The 19,514-nt window shown below is 73.2% G+C and carries 15 protein-coding genes; 2 read left to right on the top strand and 13 right to left on the bottom strand.

Features of this window, described 5'->3' with window-relative positions:
- Window position 1: 1 nt before the first annotated feature.
- The 5 genes from B124_RS10195 to B124_RS10175 all read right to left on the bottom strand — a co-directional run bounded on the left by B124_RS10195 (window position 2) and on the right by B124_RS10175 (window position 5,743).
- Complete coding sequence (locus B124_RS10195; protein WP_496502402.1) at window positions 2-655, bottom strand: SLATT domain-containing protein; 654 nt, start codon at window positions 653-655, stop codon at window positions 2-4.
- A gap of 145 nt (window positions 656-800) precedes the next feature.
- Entirely contained in the window at window positions 801-2,495 is a 1,695-nt protein-coding gene (locus B124_RS10190) for a glycoside hydrolase family 13 protein (RefSeq protein ID WP_496502401.1), read from the bottom strand.
- Window positions 2,496-2,586: 91 nt separating this feature from the next.
- Window positions 2,587-3,495: a sugar ABC transporter permease gene (locus tag B124_RS10185; protein WP_496502400.1), complete on the bottom strand. Its 909-nt coding sequence runs from the start codon at window positions 3,493-3,495 to the stop codon at window positions 2,587-2,589.
- Window positions 3,492-4,379, bottom strand: a complete 888-nt coding sequence (locus B124_RS10180; protein ID WP_496502462.1) for a carbohydrate ABC transporter permease — start codon at window positions 4,377-4,379, stop codon at window positions 3,492-3,494. Before B124_RS10180 ends, B124_RS10185 begins: the two co-directional genes overlap by 4 nt.
- 80 nt (window positions 4,380-4,459) lie before the next feature.
- Window positions 4,460-5,743, bottom strand: coding sequence for an extracellular solute-binding protein (locus B124_RS10175; protein ID WP_496502399.1), 1,284 nt, complete (start codon window positions 5,741-5,743; stop codon window positions 4,460-4,462).
- Between the two features lie 150 nt (window positions 5,744-5,893).
- On the opposite strand from B124_RS10175, the gene B124_RS10170 reads away from it, so the two are divergent.
- Window positions 5,894-6,934, top strand: coding sequence for a LacI family DNA-binding transcriptional regulator (locus tag B124_RS10170; RefSeq protein WP_496502398.1), 1,041 nt, complete (start codon window positions 5,894-5,896; stop codon window positions 6,932-6,934).
- A gap of 81 nt (window positions 6,935-7,015) precedes the next feature.
- Here B124_RS10170 and B124_RS10165 read toward each other — a convergent pair whose 3' ends face one another.
- Complete coding sequence (locus B124_RS10165; protein WP_496502397.1) at window positions 7,016-8,437, bottom strand: alpha-amylase; 1,422 nt, start codon at window positions 8,435-8,437, stop codon at window positions 7,016-7,018.
- A gap of 242 nt (window positions 8,438-8,679) precedes the next feature.
- The gene (locus B124_RS10160; RefSeq protein WP_496502396.1) at window positions 8,680-9,780 is read right to left on the bottom strand and encodes an RNA polymerase sigma factor; all 1,101 of its coding nucleotides are present in this window, start codon (window positions 9,778-9,780) and stop codon (window positions 8,680-8,682) included.
- Window positions 9,781-10,133: 353 nt separating this feature from the next.
- Here B124_RS10160 and B124_RS10155 point away from each other — a divergent pair, with 353 nt between their 5' ends.
- Entirely contained in the window at window positions 10,134-10,457 is a 324-nt protein-coding gene (locus B124_RS10155) for a hypothetical protein (protein ID WP_496502395.1), read from the top strand.
- A gap of 25 nt (window positions 10,458-10,482) precedes the next feature.
- On the opposite strand, the gene dnaG is transcribed toward B124_RS10155, so the two are convergent.
- The 6 genes from dnaG to nirB all read right to left on the bottom strand — a co-directional run bounded on the left by dnaG (window position 10,483) and on the right by nirB (window position 19,513).
- Window positions 10,483-12,426, bottom strand: a complete 1,944-nt coding sequence (dnaG, locus tag B124_RS10150) for a DNA primase (protein WP_496502394.1) — start codon at window positions 12,424-12,426, stop codon at window positions 10,483-10,485.
- A 110-nt stretch (window positions 12,427-12,536) separates the two neighbouring features.
- Window positions 12,537-12,989 carry a GNAT family N-acetyltransferase gene (locus tag B124_RS10145; protein ID WP_496502393.1) on the bottom strand — a complete coding sequence of 151 codons (453 nt, stop codon included), beginning with the start codon at window positions 12,987-12,989 and terminating at the stop codon, window positions 12,537-12,539.
- A gap of 167 nt (window positions 12,990-13,156) precedes the next feature.
- The gene (locus B124_RS10140) at window positions 13,157-14,464 is read right to left on the bottom strand and encodes an NAD(P)/FAD-dependent oxidoreductase (protein WP_496502392.1); all 1,308 of its coding nucleotides are present in this window, start codon (window positions 14,462-14,464) and stop codon (window positions 13,157-13,159) included.
- Between the two features lie 559 nt (window positions 14,465-15,023).
- Window positions 15,024-16,313: a deoxyguanosinetriphosphate triphosphohydrolase gene (locus B124_RS10135; RefSeq protein WP_496502391.1), complete on the bottom strand. Its 1,290-nt coding sequence runs from the start codon at window positions 16,311-16,313 to the stop codon at window positions 15,024-15,026.
- Between the two features lie 192 nt (window positions 16,314-16,505).
- Window positions 16,506-16,886, bottom strand: coding sequence for a nitrite reductase small subunit NirD (nirD, locus tag B124_RS10130; RefSeq protein ID WP_496502390.1), 381 nt, complete (start codon window positions 16,884-16,886; stop codon window positions 16,506-16,508).
- Window positions 16,883-19,513, bottom strand: a complete 2,631-nt coding sequence (nirB, locus tag B124_RS10125; protein WP_496502389.1) for a nitrite reductase large subunit NirB — start codon at window positions 19,511-19,513, stop codon at window positions 16,883-16,885. Before nirB ends, nirD begins: the two co-directional genes overlap by 4 nt.
- Window position 19,514 lies beyond the last annotated feature (1 nt).

Below are 19,514 nucleotides of genomic sequence, written 5' to 3'. Positions count from 1 at the left end.
CTCACGCCCCCGCGGCCATCGGCGGCCCCGCGTGGTCCTGGAGCTGCTGCGCCGTGGCCCGGAACTCCGTCAGCCACTCCGCCGTCTCCGCCTCCACGTGCCGTCGTACGGCCTCGACCAGCGACGTCAGCATGGCGAGCCGGCGCTCCAGCACTGCCGGATCGAGGGCGCCCGCGGCCTCGTCCGTACGCTCAGCCGACCGCAGGTGCTCCGCCGCCCACGCCAGCCGGAAGTCGTTCAGCGCCGCGCGCAGCGCCTGCGCCGCGGCGATGTCGCGCATCCAGCCCGAGGACAGCCCGAAGAAGTGGTCGAAGCCCTTACAGCCCGCGGCCAGCGCCAGCAGCACGTATCCCCAGCCCTGCGGCGGGCCGCCGGAGAGGACGCTCGCCAGCGGGACGAGCGTGCCGGCGACGGCGAGGAGGATCGTCAGGGCGCTGATGACGCGGGAGCCGAGGCGTTTGCGGCGCTTGTCGGCCAGATACCACTCGATGGCGTCCTCGGCCTCCTGCTCGGCCCAGGCCCGCAGCTCCCGAAGGATCTCCGTCTGGCCGCCGGCGGCCTCGAGCGCGGCGCGGGGGAAGGTGCGGCCCCGCAGGTCCCGGCGTCTGCCCCGCCCGCCCCCGGCGTCCGGCGTCCCCGTCTCCTGACCCGGCATCAACTGCCTCCGCGCTCGCCTCAGTCCAGCTCATCGAGGCTATCGGCAACGGGTCGCCCGGGTGGTGGCTCAGGGGGAGGAATCCGCCACCACCCGGGCGTGGCAACCTGTCGTACGTCGGGGGTGTGCGCCCGGTGCGTACCGCTCAGGCTCCCTCCGCCGACCACCACACCGTGGTGTCCGCCGGCAGCTCCACCTCGCCGCCGGACTCCCCGCCCGGCTCCCCGCCCGTCGCATCCGCACTCGCCAGCAGCATCCGCCCCGCCGGCACCGTGATCCGCACCGCCGCCCCCGTGGTGTTCGCCGCGCAGACGAACGCGGGACCGCTGCTTGGCGTCCGCCGGAACAGCAGCACCCCCGCCGGCGCGGCCAGCCACTCCACCCCGTCGCCCGCACCCAGCGCCGGGTGTTGGCGGCGCAGCGCCAGCGCCGCCCGGTACAGCTCCAGCGTGGAGCCCGGGTCGCCGGTCTGCGCCTCGACGCTCAGCTCGCCCCAGCCCGCCGGCTGCGGCAGCCAACTGCCGCCGGCGCCGAAGCCGTACGAACTGCCCGCCACCGTCCACGGGATGGGCACCCGGCAGCCGTCGCGGAACCCGTCCTGTCCCGCCCCGCGCGCGAACGCCGGGTCCTGCCGCACCTCGTCGGGCAGGTCGGTGACGTCCGGCAGGCCCAGCTCCTCGCCCTGGTAGAGGTACGCGGAGCCGGGCAGCGCGAGCATCAGCAGCGTCGCGGCGCGGGCGCGGCGCAGGCCGAGAGCGGAGTCCCCCGCGGACCGCAACTGGGTGCCCAGGCCCGCCGGGTTGGCGAAGCGGGTGGTGTGGCGGGTGACGTCGTGGTTGGACAGCACCCAGGTCGCGGGGGCGCCGACGGGGCGCATGGCGGCCAGCGAATCGTCGATGACGGGGCGCAGCTCGGCGGCGTCCCAGTACGTGCCGAGGTACTGGAAGTTGAACGCCTGGTGCAGCTCGTCGGGGCGTACGTAGTTGGCGGTGCGCTCCACCGTCGGCGTCCACGCCTCGGCGACGGCGATGCGCCGGCCGGGGTACTCCTCCAGCACGCGGCGCCAACTGCGGTAGACGGCGTGCACGCCGTCCTGGTCGAAGTACGGCATGGCGGCGTTGCCGAGCAGCCTGAGCTGGTCTTCGCCGCCGATGTCGGGCAGCCCGGCGGCCTTGACCAGGCCGTGGGCGACGTCCACGCGGAAGCCGTCCACGCCCATGTCGAGCCAGAAGCGCAGGATGGAGCGGAACTCGTCGGCGACCGCCGGGTGGTCCCAGTTGAAGTCGGGCTGCTCGGGCGCGAACAGGTGCAGGTACCACTCGCCGTCGGGGCAGCGGGTCCAGGCGGGGCCGCCGAAGATCGACTCCCAGTCGTTGGGCGGCAGTTCGCCGTCCGCGCCCTTTCCCGGGCGGAAGTGGTAGCGGGCGCGCAGCGGGGAGCCGGGGCCTTCGGCGAGGGCGCGGCGGAACCACTCGTACCGGTCGGAGGAGTGGTTGGGCACGACGTCCACGATGATCCGCAGGCCCAGTTCGTGGGCGTCGCGGATGAGGGCGTCGGCGTCGTGGAGGGTGCCGTAGACGGGGTCGATGGCGCGGTAGTCGGCGACGTCGTAGCCGCCGTCGGCCTGCGGGGAGGCGTAGAACGGGCTGAGCCACACCGCGTCCACGCCGAGTTCGGCGAGGTAGGGCAGCCGGGCGCGGATGCCGGGCAGGTCGCCGGTGCCGTCGCCGTCGCCGTCGGCGAAGCTGCGCGGATAGACCTGGTAGATCACCGCGTCGCGCCACCAGTCGAGGGCGTCGGCGGAGTCGGCGGCCGTACGGGCGGCAAGGTGCTGGGTCATGTCTTCCCCGGGTCGTCGGTGGGCGGGCGGCCTGCGGGCCGCGTCCAGTGGCTTGCGGGTGGGGGCGGGGCTAAGGGTGCGGGAGGGCCGTTCACGACTTGGCGGCGCCGGCCGTCAGGCCGGTCACCAGGTGGCGCTGGACGAGGTAGAAGAACGCCGCGGCCGGGATCCCGATGAGCACGCCGGTGGCGGCCATCAGGTTCCACTGCTGGTCGTGCTCGCTGACGAAGGTCGCCAGGCCGATGGGCAGGGTGTACTTGTCGGAGCTGAGCATGAACACCGACGCGAAGGCGAACTCAGCCCACGAGGTGATGAAGGTGTAGAACGCCGCGACGGCCATGCCCGGCCGGGCCAGCGGCAGCACCAGCCGCCAGAACGTGCCGAAGGGCGTGAGCCCGTCGACCCTGCCGGCCTCGTCGATCTCGTGCGGGATGGTGTCGAAGTAGCCCCTGAGCAGCCAGGCGCAGTACGGCACGGCCTGGGTGAGGTTGACGGCGATCAGCGCCCAGTACGTGTCCAGCAGGTCGAGCCCGGCCAGGATGTTGTACAGCGGCACGATGAGGATGGCGAACGGGAACATCTGCGTGACCAGGAAGGTCCACATGAGCTGCCGGTGGCCGGGGAAGCGCATGCGCGAGACGGCGTACGCGGCGCTGGCGGAGACGAAGACGCCGATCAGGCAGGTGCCGAGGCTGACGATCAGCGAGTTGCCGACCCACTGCAGGAAGTCGGTGTCGGACAGCACGGTCGTGTAGTTCGACAGGCTCATCTTCCCGGCTATGTCGCCGGCGTGCAGGAAGTCGGTCTTGTCGGGGCCGAGGGAGACCCAGGCGAGCCAGGCGACCGGGAAGAGCGCGACGAAGCTCGCGGCGAGCAGCGTGCCGTGCAGTGCGACGGACGCGGCCGTGCTGCGCTCGCCACGGCCGCGCGGGCGGGGGCGGGGGCGGGGGCGCGGGCGCGGGCGCGGGCGCGGGCGCGGGCGGGAGGGTACGCGGGTCATCGGACGGCCGCCTCCTCGTTGCGGTTCAGCCAGCGGCGGTAGACCGACACCAGCACGACGAGCATGGACAGGATGATCACGCCGTACGCGGCGGAGCCCGCGTAGTCCCGCGGCGTCTGGCCGAAGCCGAGCCGGTACGCCCAGGTGACCAGGATCTCGGTGTCGGGCGCGGTGGAGCCGAACAGCAGGAAGATGACGATGAACTGGTTGAACGTCCAGATCACGCCCAGCATGATCACCGTGCTGCTCACCGCGCGCAGGCCGGGCAGCGTCACGTACCGGAAGCGCTGCCAGGGCGTGGCGCCGTCGGTCTCCGCGGCCTCGTACAGCTCGTCGGGGATGGATTGCAGCCCGCCGAGCAGCGAGACCATCATGAACGGCACCCCGCACCAGGTGTTGACGACGATCGCCGCCGTGCGCTGCCAGAACGGCTCGCTGAGCCAGGCCGGTTCCGGCATGCCGACGGAGGCGAACGCGGAGTTCAGCACGCCTCCGTCGGCGAGGATCATCCGCCAGGAGAAGACGGTGACGAACGTCGGCACCGCCCACGGCAGGATCAGCGCCAGCCGGTACAGGGTCCGCCCGCGCATCTTGCGGTTGAGCAGCACGGCGAGGCCCAGGCCGATGCCGTAGTGGAGGGTGACGCAGGCGGCGGTCCAGAAGAGCGTCCAGACGAACTGCTTCCAGAAGGTGTCGGCGGCGCTGCCGGTGAGGATCTCGACGTAGTGGTCGAAGCCGACGAAGGAGAAGCTGTCCGGGATCTTGTTGACGCCGATGGTGCGGCCGACGTTGTCGCTGGTGGCGTCGGTCAGCGACAGGTAGACGCCGCGGCCCAGCGGGTACGCCACGAGCACGCCGAGGACGGCGGCGACCGGGGCCACCATGGCATAGGCGTACCAGTGGCGGTTGTACGACTTCTTGAGGCTGCTGATCACTTCGGTGCCCTTCCGCGCGCGCCGCTGCTCTACGCGAAGTCGGGGACCAGCTCGCCGAACTCCTCGGCGGTGGCGTCGAGTCCGTCCTTGACGCCGGAATCGCCCTTGAAGACCTTGGCGAGGTTCTGCTTGAAGGCGTCGCCGAGCAGCGTGCTGTACTCGGGCAGCGCGGGGCGCGGCTGCGCGGTCTCGGCGAGGACCTGCCGGTAGCCGGCGATGCCCGGGTCGGCCGTGACCTCGTCGGTGTAGGCGGAGGTGCGGGTGGGCAGGGTGCCGTTCTCCAGCGCGATCTTCGACTGGGTCTTGGCGGAGGTCATCCAGCCGGTGAACTCGATGGCGGCTTCCTTGTGCGCCTCGTCGGAGCCGTTGTAGACGGAGAGGTTGTGGCCGCCGGTGGGTGCGCCGGCTTCGCCGGTGGAGCCGGCCGGGACGGGGGCGACGCCGAGGTTGGCCTTGTCCTTGAAGGCCGGTCCGGCGTAGACGTTGGTCAGCTCCCAGGGCCCCTGGATGATCATGGCGACCTTGCCGTTGACGAAGGCGTCCTGCATGTGGGCGTAGGCGTCGGCGGTGACGTCCAGGTCGGCGGTGCCGGGGGCGTCGACGATCTCCTTGGCCTTCTCGACGCCGGTGACGGCCTCGGGCGAGTTGACGGTGATCTCCTCCGCGCCGGTGTCGACCATGTCGGTGCCCTCGCCGAAGAGGAACGGCAGCGTGTAGTACGGGTCCTGGTTGAGCCAGAAGCCGTCGGCGCCGGCCTTGGACTCGACGTCGGCGGCGATGTCCATCAACTCGTCCCAGTCGGCGGGGGGCGCGTCGTGGCCGGCCTTCTTCAGCAGGTCCTTGTTCCACATCAGCGCGAGCGTGTCGGTGACGATGGGGGCGCCGTAGGTGGTGCCCTCGTACTGCGCCTGCTCCAGCAGCGACGGCGTGAAGTCGTCCGGCTTCGCCAGGGCCGCGGTGTCGTCGAGCGGGGCGAGGAACTGCGACTTGGCCCAGGAGGCGGTCCAGCCGACCTCGGTGCGGATCACGTCCGGGGCGCCCTTGGTGCCGGCGGCGGTGGTGAACTTGTTCTGCGCCTGGTCGAAGGGGACGTTGACGTACTCGACCTTGATGTCCGGGTGGGCCTTCTCGAACTCCTTGATCAGCGCCTTGTACGTGGGCGCCTCGTTGGTGGCGTTGGAGGTGTCCCACCAGGTGATCGTCACCTGGCCGCCGGCGCTCCCGCCGCCGTCGCCGTCGCCGTCGTCACCGCAGGCCGTCGCCACCAGCGCAAGTGAGGCGGCCAGGGCGGTGGCGGCTATGCCACGTCGCATAGTGAACTCTCCTTCAGCAGGGGAACCGCGACCGCACAGCGCGGCGCCGGACGCCGAGGAAGTTAACAGGATTGAAAGCCGACCGAAAGACCTTGCAAGAGATTTCTGCAAGGAGTTACGGTCGCATCCGAGAACCAGGGAGGACACGACGTGCGCCAGGAACAGTCAGGTCCCGCGACCGCGCGGCTCGCCGACATCGCGGCCCAGGCCGGGGTGAGTGAGGCCACGGTCAGCCGGGTGCTGAACGGCAGGCCGGGCGTGGCGGACACCACCCGGCAGGCCGTGCTGGCCGCGCTCGACGTGCTCGGCTACGAGCGGCCGGTGAAGCTGCGCCGGCGCAGCGCGGGCCTGATCGGGCTGCTCATCCCCGAGTTGGACAACCCGATCTTCCCCGGCTTCGCCCAGGTCATCGGCCAGGCGCTGACCCGGCAGGGCTACACCCCGGTGCTGGCCGCGCAGACGCCGGGCGGCTCGACGGAGGACGAGCTGACCGAGATGCTCGTGGAGCGCGGCGTGGACGGCATCGTCTTCGTCTCCGGGCTGCACGCCGACACCACCGCCGACATGGAGCGGTACACGCGGCTGCGCGGCCAGGGCGTGCCGTTCGTGATGATCAACGGCTACTCGGAGAAGTTCCAGGGCACGTTCATCTCCCCCGACGACCGGGACGCCATGCGGCTGTCGGTGACCCACCTGGCCTCCCTGGGCCACCGCCGCATCGGGCTCGCGCTCGGACCGGGCCGCTTCGTGCCCGTACAGCGGAAGGTCGAGGGGTTCCTCGACTCCATGCGCACCGTGCTGTCCGTACCGGAGGAGGAGGCGCGGGCGGGGATCGAGCACTCGCTGTACTCGCTGGAGGGCGGGCAGGCCGCGGCGGCGGCGCTGCTGGACCGCGGCTGCACGGGGATCGTGTGCGCCAGCGACATGATGGCGCTGGGCGCGATCCGCGCGGCCCGCCAGCGCGGACTCGCGGTGCCGGCGCAGGTGTCGGTGGTGGGCTACGACGACTCCCCGCTGATCGCCTTCACCGACCCGCCGCTGACCACGGTGCGCCAGCCGGTGACGGCGATGGGCCAGGCGGCGGTGCGGGCCCTGCTGGAGGAGATCGGCGGCACCCCGGCGCCGCACGCCGAGTTCGTCTTCCACCCGGAGCTGGTGGTACGCGGCTCGACGGCCTCGGCGCCCGCGTAAGCGGCTCGCCGGGCCCGGGTGCCGAAAGCGGCTCCACCGGGCCCGGTGCCGATGAATCCGGGGGCCGTGCCCCCAGACCCCCTACGGATGGAACGCGACGGCGCCCTTGGCGGGCAGGTCGAGCGTGACCCGTCCGCCCGCGACGGTGACCTCGGTGGCGCAGCCGTCGAGGACGTTGCAGTACGTGCCGTCCGCGACCGCCGTGCCGAACTCCTGGCTCACCGGGTCCGCCGTGTTGTTGAGCGCCACGAACCCGCGGTCGCCGCGGCCGAAGCCGACGACGTTGGCGCGCGGCGACTGCCAGTCGGTGACGTCCGCATCGCCGGTGGCGTTGCGCCAGCCGACCATCCCCGTGATCCGCGGGTCGCGGTCCAGGCAGTACCAGCCGGCGCCGCAGTCGGTGCCGGTGACGAAACCCCCGGAGTCGGCGGGCGGCGAGTCGTCCTTTCCGGCGAACTCGAAGCCCGCGTAGACGGTGGGCGGGGCGTGCTTCCAGCCCAGTTGGAAGACGTTGGCGAGGACGGCGGTGTCGCCGTCCTTGTACGTCAGGTGGCGGCCGTCGCGCTCGGTGTCGTGGTTGGTGACGAACGACACCGAGTTCTGCGCGGGCAGCAGCCCCTGGTCGGGGCCGAGGTTCTCCAACTGGGCGATGTCGCCGAGGAACGCGGCCTTCAGCCGGTCGCCGAAGGTGAAGTCCAGCACCCTGCCGCTGCCGAAGTACTCCTCGGGCGCGGGGGTGCCGCCGGGGAAGACTTCGTGGAAGACGAACGGCCGGGAGCCGGCCGCGGTGTCGTCCAGCCGGCCGGTGATCGCTTCCAGGTCGGCGGCCGGGATGTGCTTGGCGGCGTCCACGCGGAAGCCGGAGACGCCGCGGGCGATCTGCGCGTTGAGATACCCGGCGATCTTGTCGCGGACGGCGTCGCTGCCGGTCTTCAGGTCCGGCAGGCCGAGCAGTTCGCAGTTCTGCACCTCCCACTTGTCGTTCCAGTTGCTGATCTCGTGGTCGCAGACGTCGACGTTGTAGTCCGCCCGGGAGTACATGGGCGGCGCGTACTTGTCGCCGAGCGCGGTGCCGGCGTAGCCGGTGCCGGTCTGCGCGGCGGTGTGGTTGACGACGGCGTCGGTGTAGACGGCGACGCCGGCGCCGTTGCAGGCGGCGGTCATGGCGGTGAAGTCGGCCTCGCTGCCCAGCCGGCCGTTCAGGGCGTAGCTGTAGGGCTGGTAGACGTCCCACCAGTGGTGCTGGGGGTGGGACAGGGATTCCGCGGGCGGCGCCACCCACACGGCGGCGTACCCGGCGGGGCCGAGGACGTCGGTGCACTCGGTGGCGACCGACGACCAGTTCCAGGACCACAGATTGGCGATGACGTCGTTGCCGGCGGCGGCCGGCCTGGCGCTCGCCTGGGTCGCGGCGGCGGGCAGCAGCGCGAGCACGAGACCGGCGAGTGCCGTCCCGGCCAGCAGGCGTGCGCCGCGCAGCCGTGTGCGTACCGGATGAGCCATGTATAACCCTCCTCGTCCTTCGGAGAGCTGACGCGCCACAGCCACATCGGTGTATCGGTGTTCGGGTCGAAAGATTTTGCAGAGCCGACCGTAGAGGGTGCCCCAGAACACGGTCAACCCATAGGAAAGATGCTTGCAAAGTCTTTCAACACGGCCCCGGTGGTGTTAACTTCGCAGGCGCCGGTCCGGCCGGTCGGGGGTCCTTCACAGGCCCCACGCGCCCGGTCGGCCGGACCGGTTCCTCAGTCCAGGTAGCCGCGGAGCTGGTCAGCGAAGGCGTGGTCGCGCAGCTTGTTGAGGGTCTTGGACTCGATCTGCCGGATCCGCTCGCGGGTCACGCCGAAGATGCGGCCTATCTCCTCCAGCGTCCGCGGCCGGCCGTCGATCAGCCCGTACCGCAACTGCACGACCTTGCGCTCACGTTCGCCCAGCGTGGACAGCACCGCCTCCAGGTGCTCGCGCAGCAGCAGGAACGCCGCCGACTCCACGGGGGAGGCGGCGTCGCCGTCCTCGATGAGGTCGCCGAGCGCGACGTCCTCCTCCTCGCCGACCGGCGCGTGCAGCGACACGGGCTCCTGCGCCAGCCGCAGCACCTCGCTCACCCGCTCCTCGGGCAGCCCGAGATGAGCACCCACCTCTTCGGGCGTCGGCTCGTAGCCGCGCTCCTGGAGCATGCGGCGCTGGACGCGGACGACCCGGTTGATCAGCTCGACGACGTGCACCGGGACCCGGATCGTGCGGGCCTGGTCGGCGAGGGCGCGGGACATGGCCTGGCGTATCCACCAGGTCGCGTACGTGGAGAACTTGTAGCCGCGGGCGTAGTCGAACTTCTCCACCGCGCGGATCAGCCCGAGGTTGCCCTCCTGCACCAGGTCGAGCATCGTCAGCCCGCGGCCCACGTACCGCTTGGCAACGGAGACGACGAGGCGCAGGTTCGCCTCGATCAGCCGGCGCTTGGCCATCCGGCCCAGCACGACGAGCTTGTCCAGGTCCAGCGCGAGCGGCGTGATCAGGTCCGGCTCGGCGGCCAGCTTCTCCTCGGCGAAGAGACCGGCCTCGACGCGCCGGGCCAGCTCCACCTCCTCGGCGGCGCTGAGCAGCGGAATCCGGCCGATCTCGCGCAGATACTGCCGGAACAGGTCGGACGTGGGCCCGCCGCGCTCGGGCCGCACGGCGGAGGCCGGCGGCGGCGCGGGCGCCGGCTCACTCCCGGCCCCGGGCTCGTCGAGCCCCGCCGGAGCCCCGTTCGGCAGGGTCAGGACGTCGGGCGCGCCCTCGTGCCCGGCCCGTAGCGAAGTCTTGAGGGTCTGGGTCTGCACGGGGGCGACCTCCAGGGTGGTCACTGCCGGTTCGGGGACGTGGGGCAGCGGAACGGCTGCGGCGTACTCGCCGCCTTCCGTCCCGATCGTGGATAGCGGATCCCTGGCGGCTTGCCGCCCCTTCCGGGCAGCACCGCCACGCTCCGAGGACTCAGGCACCGCCCCCAGTGTGGGGTACGACACACGCCTGGCAGTAGGGGCGTGCGACCACATTTTGTGCCCGGCCCGTGACCGGATGGTTACGCAACGGACGAATGTGCACGCCCCGGGCAGCGCAACTCCTCGCACAGCGTGACCCTATGGTCACACTGGTGATTTGACCGCCATGCGCAGCGGTGGTCACACTGGGGCCCTCAGCACGAGAGGAACCACTGCTCATGGGCGAGATCGACGAGATTCGTCGACGTATGGAGGCGTTGGAGGCACAGGTGCACGAGCTGGCCGAACAGCAGGCGGCCACCCGGCACCTGGCGGTCAACTCGGACCGCGACGTGGCGGCGCTGCAGGAGCAGCGGCGCGCCGACATACAACTCCTTCAGGCGCTGCGGCAGACGCAGCTTGAGCAGGGCAAGATCCTTGAGGCGCACAGCAAGATGCTCTTGGAGCACGGCAAGGTGCTCGGCGTGCTGGTGTCCGGGCAGGTGGCCATCATGGAGCACCTCGGCATGACCCCGCCGGAGACCGCCGCCGAAGGCGGCTGACCCGGCACCGCCCTCCGCGTCCGCGTCAGAGCGCTGCCGCGCCGCGGGCGCGGAGGGATTCGCGGTACTGCTGGAGCGTCCACAGCTCCTGCTGTGCCGCCTCGAACTGCTCCGGGGGGCCCTGGGCGCCCAGGCGGTGGACCGTGCTGCGGACGTCGGCGATGCGGCGGTCGACCGCCGCGAGGCGGACGCCCGCCAGTTGTTCGCCCGCGTAGATCGCGTCCGGTTCGCGGCGGCTGCGGATGGGTTCGACGGCCAGCTCCGTGATCAGCGACCGGACGCCGTCGTCGGGGGCCGCGTCGCGGACGCGGGCCAGGTACGCGGCGCCGTCGCCGGCGTCGGTGACGCCGCCGGCCGCTTCGATGGCGGCGCGGACCGTCGTATACGGCGCGGCGGTGAACTCGTCGGCGAGGTAGGCGTCGAAGGCGGGGGCGACCAGCTTGGGGTGCTGGAGGGCGAGCTTCAGCAGCTCGCGCTCCCGGTGCAGGGCCGGGGTCCTCATGTACAGCGCCGGGCCGCCGGAGGGGCCCGCGGTTCCGGGGCCGGCCGGTGGCGTACCCGCGCCGCGGGCCGGGGGCTGGCCGCCCGGTCCTGGACGCTGCGCGCGGCCCGGCCCCGAGCCCCGGCCCGCCCCGCCCTGTGCCGCGTACCGCGCGAGCTGGCGGACCCGGTCCACCACGAACCGTTCGTCCAGGATCCCCAGCATCCCCGCCAACTGCACCGCGTACTCGTGCCGGATCGCCACGTCCTTGATCCGCGCCACCACCGGCGCCGCCTGCGCCAGCGCTGCCGAACGGCCCTCCGCCGTGTCCAGATTGTGCTGCCTGACGAACGAGCGGATCGCGAACCCGAAGAGCGGCGAGCGCTCCTCGATGAGCTGCCGCACCGCCTCGTCGCCCTGCGCCAGCCGCAGGTCGCACGGGTCCATGCCGCCGGGGCTGACCGCGATCGACGTACGGGCCGCGAACTTCTGGTCGTCCTCGAACGCGCGCAGCGCAGCCTTCTGCCCCGCCGCGTCGCCGTCGAACGTGAAGACCACCTCGGAGCGGGAGTTGTCCGTCAGCACCCGGCGCAGGATCTTCACGTGCTCGCCGCCGAACGCGGTGCCGCACGTCGCGATGGCCGTCGTCACCCCGGACAGGTGGCAGGCCATCACGTCGGTGTACCCCTCGACGACGACCGCCCGGCCCTGCTTGCCGATGTCCCGCTTGGCCAGGTCGATCCCGTACAGCACCTGGGACTTGCGGTAGATCGGGGTCTCCGGCGTGTTCAGGTACTTCGGCCCGCTGTCGTCCTCGCGCAGCCGCCGGGCGCCGAAGCCGACGACCTCGCCCGTGATGTCCCGGATCGGCCACATCAGCCGCCCCCGGAAGCGGTCGATCGGCCCGCGGCGGCCGTCCTGCGAGAGCCCGGAGAGCGTCAGCTCCTTGTCGGTGAAGCCCCGGCCGCGCAGGAAGCGGGTGAGGTGGTCCCAGCCCGCCGGCGCGTACCCCACGCCGAAGCGCTCCGCCGCGGCCTGGTCGAAGCCGCGCTCGGCGAGGAACCCGCGCCCGATCTCCGCCCCCGCGGAGCCGAGCTGCTCCGCGTAGAACTGGGCGGCGGCCTTGTGCGCTTCCAGCAGCCGGGTCCGCTCGCCCTGCTGCCGGCCGGGGGTGTAGCCCCCTTCCTCGTACCGCAGGGTGATGCCGGCCTGGGCGGCGAGGCGCTCGATGGTCTCGGAGAAGGACAGGTGCTCGACCTTCATGACGAAGTCGACCGTGTCCCCGCCTTCCTGGCAGCCGAAGCAGTGGTAGAGCCCCTTGGCCGGACTCACATGGAAGGAAGGGGACTTCTCGTCATGGAAGGGACACAGTCCCTTGAGGTTCCCGCCGCCGCCCGGGCGGAGCTGCAGATACTCCGAGACGACGGCGTCGATCGGAACCGCGTTCCTGACCGCCCGTACGTCGTCGTCGTTGATCCTGCCTGCCACGAGTGCAGTCTACGGCCGGGCGCCGACAGCCCCGCGCCCCGCCGCCGCGGCCTCCGCAGCCGCCGCCGCACCGGGCGCCGGCCCTCGGTCAGCCGCCGGTCGGCCCTCGGTCAGCCGGCGGGCGTGAGCTTGGCGGTCATCACGACGTGGGGGCCCACGCCCTCGATGACGAACTCCTCGCCGCGGACCTCGAAGCCGTGCCCGAGGTAGAACCCGGCGGCCGACGTACGGGCGTTGCACCAGACCAGGTGCGCGCCGCGGGCCGCCGACTCGGTGAGCCCCGCGGTGAGGACGGCGACGCCGTAGCCCTGGCCGCGGACGGCGGGGGCGCTGGCCATGCCGCGGAAGCGGTAGGCGGGGGTGTCCTCGCCGGGGAGGGGTGCTGAGCAGAAGGAGACGCAGGCCGCGACCGCGCCGTTCGGGTCGTACGCCGCGAGGTGGAAGGCGCCCGGCGCGGCGTCCTCCGCGAACTCCGCCTCGGCGGGCGGGCGGCCGGGGAGCAGCACGGAGTGGCGCAGTGCGAAGATCTCAGCGACGTCGGCCTGAGCGGTGCGGATAGCCATGGGCCGAGGATAGGCCGGGGCCGCGGGACTCCCGCCGGGCGGGCGGGCGTTGCCCGTACCGCGGCGCCCCGGACGCACGCAGGCGCGGGCCCGCGGTACGCGGACGGGGCCGCCCGCGACCGTCGCGGACGACGCTCGCGGGCCCGCCGCGGCCGGGACCCGGGGCCCTACGCGATCAGGTCCCCCAGCGCCACCCCCGGGTCGCCCAGGCGCTCCGTGTCGACCCGCGCGCCGGAGCGGATCAGGTTCTGGGTGCCCTCGGTGACGTCCCACACGTTCATGTTCATCCCCGCGAGCACCCGGCCCTCCTTCAGCCAGAAGGCGATGAACTCCCGCCGCCCCACGTCCCCGCGGCACACCACCTGGTCGTACGACCCGGGCGGCGCGTATCCCGAGTACTCCAGGCCCATGTCGTACTGGTCGGAGAAGAAGTACGGCACCCGGTCGTACGTCACGTCCTGCCCGAGCATGGCGCGGGCCGCGGCCGGGCCGCCGTTGAGCGCGTTCGCCCAGTGCTCCACCCGGAGCCGGCCGCCGTTTGCGGCATGGGAGCCGGCGGCATGGGAGCCGGCGGCGAGAGAGGCGGCGGGGTGGGGGAAGGAGGCGACGTCGCCGGTGGCGTAGACGTTCGGGTCCGAGGTGCGCAGCGAGGCGTCGGTGGCGATGCCGCCGCCCTCCGCGCGCGGCGCGACGTCGAGCCCGGCGGCCTCGGCGAGCGCGGTGCGCGGGGCGGCGCCGATGGCGGCGAGCACGTCGTGCGCCGGGTGCTCCTCGCCGTCGTCGGTGAGCGCGGCCAGCACCATGCCGTCCCGGCCGGTGATCTCCGTCAGCCGCGCGCCGAAGTGGAACCGCACGCCGTGCTCGCTGTGCAGGTCGATGAAGACCTGGCCGATCTCCGGGCCGACGACCCCGTGCAGCGGCGTGGGCTCCGGCTCGACGATGGTGACCTCCGCCCCGTACGAGCGCGCCGCCGCGGCCACCTCCAGGCCGATCCAGCCGGCGCCGGCGATGACGAGCTGCCCGTTGTCGCGGCCGAGGGCGGCCAGGACACCGCGCAGCAGCTCGGCGTGGGCGAGGCGGCGCAGGTGGTGGACGCCGGCGAGGTCGGTGCCGGGGATGTCGAGCCGGCGGGGCTCGGCGCCGGTGGCCAGGAGCAGCTTGTCGTAGTGCACCCGGGTGCCGTCGCCGAGGGTCACGGTCTTCGCAGCGCGGTCCAGCGCGGTGACGGTCTGCCCGAGGTGCAGCTCGACCTCCGCCTCCGCGTACCAGCCGGACGGCTGCGCGAAGACGCTGTCGCGCTCTTCCTTGCCGAGGAGGTAGCCCTTGGACAGCGGCGGTCGCTCGTACGGGTGGTCGCGCTCATCGCCGATGAGGATGACCCGGCCGGTGAACCCTTCGGATCGCAGCGTCTCCGCTGCCTTGGCACCGGCCAGTCCTCCTCCGACGATGACGAACGTCTGATCTGCGTCGACCACTTCACTCCTCCTAGCTCCCGGGCCCCGACCATCCATTTTGCCGTGTCCGTGGCCGTGTTGCCGCCACCGCGAGCCTCCCGCACACAGGCGTGGGGGCGGAAGGGGGAGGCGCGCCAGGGCTCCGCGGGCGAGCCGGGTGGCGGGCGGCGCGGGCCGGGCGCAGGGCGGTGCGGACCCGGCGGCGGCGCAGGGGCGGGTGGTGGGCAACCGGGCTGGTGGGGGCGGTGATGGGCGGGTACGGGGACGGTGCCTGACCCCGGTACGCGGCCGGGGGCGCCCCCGGCGGGCCGCCCGCCCCCGCACCCGCCAGCGCGCCGGTGGCCGGATCTCGCCGTTCACCCTCGCGGCGGTCATGGCGGTCGTGGCGTTCATCGCGATCACGGCGGCCCGCCGTCCCGTACGACGTGCGCCGCAGCCACGCCGCGCCGTTAGCCGTGACACGTGTCACGGCTGGGTCGTGACGTACGACCTGCGCCGCCGCCGCACCCCGCCCCGCCCCGCCCGGTCAGCCACCCGCGCCCTGCCCCGTCAGCCCCGCCCCGTCAGCCCCGCCGCCCCGTCAACCGCGCTCCGTCAGCCGCGCGTGCAGCCGCCGCGCCGCCGCGTCCGTCAGCGCCGCGATCTGGTCGACGACGGCCCGCAGCCGCCCCGCGTCACCCGCCGCCTCTCCGTACAGCGCCCGGAACTGCGGGTCAAGACCTTCCGGCGCCCGCGCCGTCAGCGCCTCGGCCAGCTCCCCCAGCACCACCCGCTGCTCCGCCCGCAGCCGCTCTTGGTCCGGCCGCTGCATCACGAACCGGTCCGCGACCGCCTTGAGCACCGCGCACTCCAGCCGCTCCGCGCGCGGCACGATCAGCTCGGCGGCGTAGCGGGTCAGCGGGCCCGAGCCGTACGCGGCGCGCGTCGCGCCCTCGGCCGCGAGGCAGAAGCGGCCGATGAGCTGACTGGTGGCGTCCTTGAGGCGGGCCTGCGCGGCGGCGGTGCCGTCGTAGCCGTGCGGCCACCAGTCCTGGGCCAGCAGCCGGTCGAGGGCGTCGGCGAGTTCGGCGGTGTCCGTGCCCGGGGCGTACCGCGCGGCGGCGGCGGCGAAAACCTCGGCGCGCTCCGGCCCGGCGAGCAGCACCGCGGGGTCGAGGTGGCCGGCGTGCAGGCCGTCCTCGACGTCGTGCACGGAGTAGGCCACGTCGTCGGACCAGTCCATGACCTGCGCCTCGAAGCAGACCCCGGGACCCGGCGCGCCTTCGCGCAGCCAGGTGAAGACCGGCAGGTCGTCGGGGTAGACGCCGAACTTGGCCGCGTCCGGCCCCGCCGGGTGGCCGCCGCGCGGCCAGGGGTATTTGGTGGCGGCGTCCAGGGCCGCCCGGGTGAGGTTGAGCCCGACGGGCCGGCCGCCGTCGGTGAAGCGCTTGGGCTCCAGCCGGGTGAGCAGGCGCAGCGACTGCGCGTTGCCCTCGAAGCCGCCGCAGGGTGCGGCCAGCTCGTCGAGCACCTGCTCCCCGTTGTGCCCGAACGGCGGGTGCCCCAGGTCGTGCGCGAGGCACGCGGTCTCGACGAGGTCGGGGTCGCAGCCGAGGGCCGCGCCCAGCTCGCGGCCGACCTGGGCGCACTCCAGCGAGTGCGTGAGGCGGGTGCGGGGCGTGGCGTCGGCGAACGTCACGGTCTGGTCGCCCTCGCCCTCGCCCTCGCCGTCGTCGCTGACGCCGGGCGTGACGACCTGGGTCTTGCCGGCGAGCCGGCGCAGGGCGGCGGAGTGCAGCACGCGGGCGCGGTCGCGCTGGAAGGCGGTGCGGCCGGGGCGCTTGTCGGGCTCGGGGGCCCAGCGTGCGAGGTCGGCGTCGGTGTACCCCATGGACGGAACGGTAGCCCGACGGCCATGCCGGGCCGGCGGCGGTCCGCGCCGCTCCGGGACGGCACGGGTGGGTGCGGGCCGGTTCCACCTCGCCCGTTCCACCCCTGCCCACTCAACCCCGCACTCCCACCCAAGGGTAGGCCGCCCCACCGACAGCGCCGCCTGCCCGCGTCTGAGGGCCCGTACCCGCCGCTACGCCGCCACCTCCGCGATCCGCGCCGCATACGCCGGCACCGTCACCTCCTCGTCGTCCAGGCACCGCCCCGTCTCCAGGTCGAACCGCTGCTTCAGCAGCGGCGACGCCACGAACGCCCGCCCGTTGGCGGAGCCCAGCAGCCCGCGCGACAGCACGTACGCGCCGGTGAACGGGTCGCGGTTGCCGATCGCGTAGGCGGCGCCGGTGCGGCCGAGGAAGACCGCGGCCTGCGTGCCGTCCGGGAGGAGCGCGGCGACGCCGCGGCCGTGGGTGAGCAGACCGAGGTCGCACACCGGGTGCCAGCCGGCCGCGGTGCGGATCTCGACGCGCCGCACGGTCCGGGGCGGCGCCTCCGTCGTTGTTGTTGCCGTCGTCATGCGGAGGCTCCTTCCAGCGTCCCGCGCACCGGGATCTCGGGTCCTGACAGCAGGGTGAGGTCGGGCTTGACCTGGTCGCGTTCGGGGACGAACCGCACGCTGGGGTCCGGCACGCCCGGCGCGTTGACGAACGACACGAAGCGCGCCAGCCGCTCGGGGTCGGCCAGGGTGGCGGCCCACTCGTCGCGGTAGTGCGCGACGTGCGCGGCCATCAGCTCCTCCAGTTCCGCCCCGATGCCGAGCGAGTCGGCGACGACGACGTCCCGCAGGTGGCCGAGGCCGCCCGGCAGCCGCTCCAGCCACACCGAGGTGCGCTCCAGCCGGTCGGCGGTGCGGACGTAGAACATCAGGAACCGGTCGATGGTCCGTATCAGCTCGTCGTCGGCGAGGTCCTGGGCGAGCAGGTCGGCGTGGCGGGGGGTGGCGCCGCCGTTGCCGCAGACGTACAGGTTCCAGCCGTTCGCGGTGGCGATGACGCCGAAGTCCTTGCCCTGCGCCTCGGCGCACTCCCGCGAGCAGCCGGAGACGGCGGCCTTCAGCTTGTGCGGCGAGCGCAGCCCGCGGTAGCGCAGCTCCAGATCGATGGCCATGCGGACGCTGTCCTGCACGCCGTAGCGGCACCAGGTGGACCCGACGCAGGACTTGACGGTACGCAGCGCCTTGCCGTAGGCGTGCCCGGACTCGAACCCGGCGTCGACCAGGCGGGCCCAGATGGCGGGGAGCTGGTCGACGCGGGCGCCGAAGAGGTCGACGCGCTGGCCGCCGGTGATCTTCGTGTAGAGCCCGAAGTCGCGCGCCACCTCGCCGAGCACGATCAGCTTCTCCGGGGTGATCTCGCCGCCGGGCACGCGCGGGACGACGGAGTAGGAGCCGTTGCGCTGGAGGTTGGCGAGGAAGTGGTCGTTGGTGTCCTGCAGCGCGCCCTGTTCGCCGTCGAGTACGTAGCCGTCGGCGCCGATGACGGGCGCGAGGGAGGCGAGGATCGAGGCGACGGCCGGCTTGCAGACCTCGCAGCCGTCGCCGCTGCGGGCCTCCTTGCGGCCGTGCTCGTCGAGGAGGCGGACGTACGAGCTGATGCGCTTGACGCGGACGATCTCGTACAGCTCGGTCCTGGTGTGCGCGAAGCACTGGCACAGGCCCTTGTCGACGGCGACGCCGCGGGCCTCCAGCTCATCGTTGACGAGCGCGCCGACGACCTTCACGCACGAGCCGCAGCCGGAGCCGGCGCGGGTGCACTTCTCGACCTCGCGGGCGGTGGTGCAGTCGTGGTCGGCGACGGCGCCGCGGATGGTGGCCTTGGTGACGTTGTGGCAGTTGCAGACGACGGCGTCGTCGGGGAGCGCGGACGGGCCGAGGGCGGCGGGGGCGCCGGCACCCGGGGGCAGCACGAGCTGCTCGGGCGGGACGGGCGGCACGCTGCCGGTGAGCGGGCGGAGCATGCCGTACGCGTCGGTGTCGCCGACGAGGACGCCGCCGAGGAGGGTGCCGTCGCGGTCGACGACGAGCTTCTTGTACAGGCCGGCGCGGGAGTCGGAGTAGACGACGTCGAGGCTGCCGGCGGCGGTGCCGAGGGCGTCGCCGAAGGAGGCGACGCCGACACCGAGGAGCTTGAGCTTGGTGGAGGTGTCGGCGCCGGTGAAGGTCTTGGCGCCGGGCTCCGCGGCCTGTTGGGCGGCGATCGCGGCGGCGGCGGTCTCCGCCATGTCGTACCCGGGGGCCACCAGACCGTAGACCCGGCCGTCCGCGGCCTGCGCGCACTCGCCGATGGCGAAGACCGCGGGATCGGAGGTACGGCACCGCTCGTCCACGGCGACGCCGCCGCGCTCGCCGACGTCCAGGCCCGCGTCGCGGGCGAGTTGGTCGCGGGGCCGTACCCCGGCGGAGAAGACGACGAGGTCCGCGGCGACCGCCGAGCCGTCCGACAGCTCCATCGCCGCCACCGCGCCCGCGGCGTCGGTGCGGATCTCCTTCCCGGCGACGCCGGTGTGCACGTCGAGCCCCATGTCGCCGATGGTGCGGCGCAGCGCGGCGCCGCCGCCCTCGTCGACCTGGACGGGCATGAGCCGCGGCGCGAACTCCACGATGTGCGTCTGCAGCCCCAGCCCCCGCAGCGCGCCGGCCGCCTCCAGCCCGAGCAGCCCGCCGCCGACGACGACGCCGGCGCTCGCGCCCTGCGCGTACGCCTCGATGGCGAGGACGTCCTCGACCGTGCGGTAGACGAAGCAGCCGCGGGCGTCCTTGCCGGGGACCGGCGGGACGAACGGGTACGAGCCGGTGGCCAGCACCAGCACGTCGTACGGGACGGTGCGGCCGGCGGCGGAGGTGACGGTGCGCGCGGCGCGGTCGACGGCGACGACGGGGTCGCCGACGTGGAGTTCGATGCCGTGCTCGGCCGTGAAGCCGTCGGGGGTGAGGGAGAGCCCGTCGGGGGTGGTGCCGGAGAAGTAGGAGGTGAGGTGCATGCGGTCGTAGGCGGGGCGGGGCTCTTCGCAGAAGACGACGACGCGGGCGGTCTCGGTGACGCGGTGCTCGGCGAGGGCTTCGAGGAACCGCTGCCCGACCATGCCGTGCCCGACGAGCACGATCGTCCGGGGCGGGGGCGTCGGGGAAGTGGGCGTGGTCGCCATC

This window comes from Streptomyces sp. CNP082 (assembly GCF_059570535.1).
The sequence above is the reverse complement of the archived record's forward strand: the minus strand, read 5'-3'. Positions and strand labels throughout refer to the sequence as shown.

Bases quoted from the DNA above. Each gene is read 5' to 3' on its own strand.
- B124_RS10195 (WP_496502402.1), bottom strand. From the start codon at position 655: ATGCCGGGTCAGGAGACGGGGACGCCGGACGCCGGGGGCGGGCGGGGC.
- B124_RS10190 (WP_496502401.1), bottom strand. From the start codon at position 2,495: ATGACCCAGCACCTTGCCGCCCGTACGGCCGCCGACTCCGCCGACGCC.
- B124_RS10185 (WP_496502400.1), bottom strand. From the start codon at position 3,495: ATGACCCGCGTACCCTCCCGCCCGCGCCCGCGCCCGCGCCCGCGCCCG.
- B124_RS10180 (WP_496502462.1), bottom strand. From the start codon at position 4,379: ATGGTGGCCCCGGTCGCCGCCGTCCTCGGCGTGCTCGTGGCGTACCCG.
- B124_RS10175 (WP_496502399.1), bottom strand. From the start codon at position 5,743: ATGCGACGTGGCATAGCCGCCACCGCCCTGGCCGCCTCACTTGCGCTG.
- B124_RS10165 (WP_496502397.1), bottom strand. From the start codon at position 8,437: ATGGCTCATCCGGTACGCACACGGCTGCGCGGCGCACGCCTGCTGGCC.
- B124_RS10155 (WP_496502395.1), top strand. From the start codon at position 10,134: ATGGGCGAGATCGACGAGATTCGTCGACGTATGGAGGCGTTGGAGGCA.
- B124_RS10145 (WP_496502393.1), bottom strand. From the start codon at position 12,989: ATGGCTATCCGCACCGCTCAGGCCGACGTCGCTGAGATCTTCGCACTG.
- B124_RS10135 (WP_496502391.1), bottom strand. From the start codon at position 16,313: ATGGGGTACACCGACGCCGACCTCGCACGCTGGGCCCCCGAGCCCGAC.
- nirD (WP_496502390.1), bottom strand. From the start codon at position 16,886: ATGACGACGGCAACAACAACGACGGAGGCGCCGCCCCGGACCGTGCGG.
- nirB (WP_496502389.1), bottom strand. From the start codon at position 19,513: ATGGCGACCACGCCCACTTCCCCGACGCCCCCGCCCCGGACGATCGTG.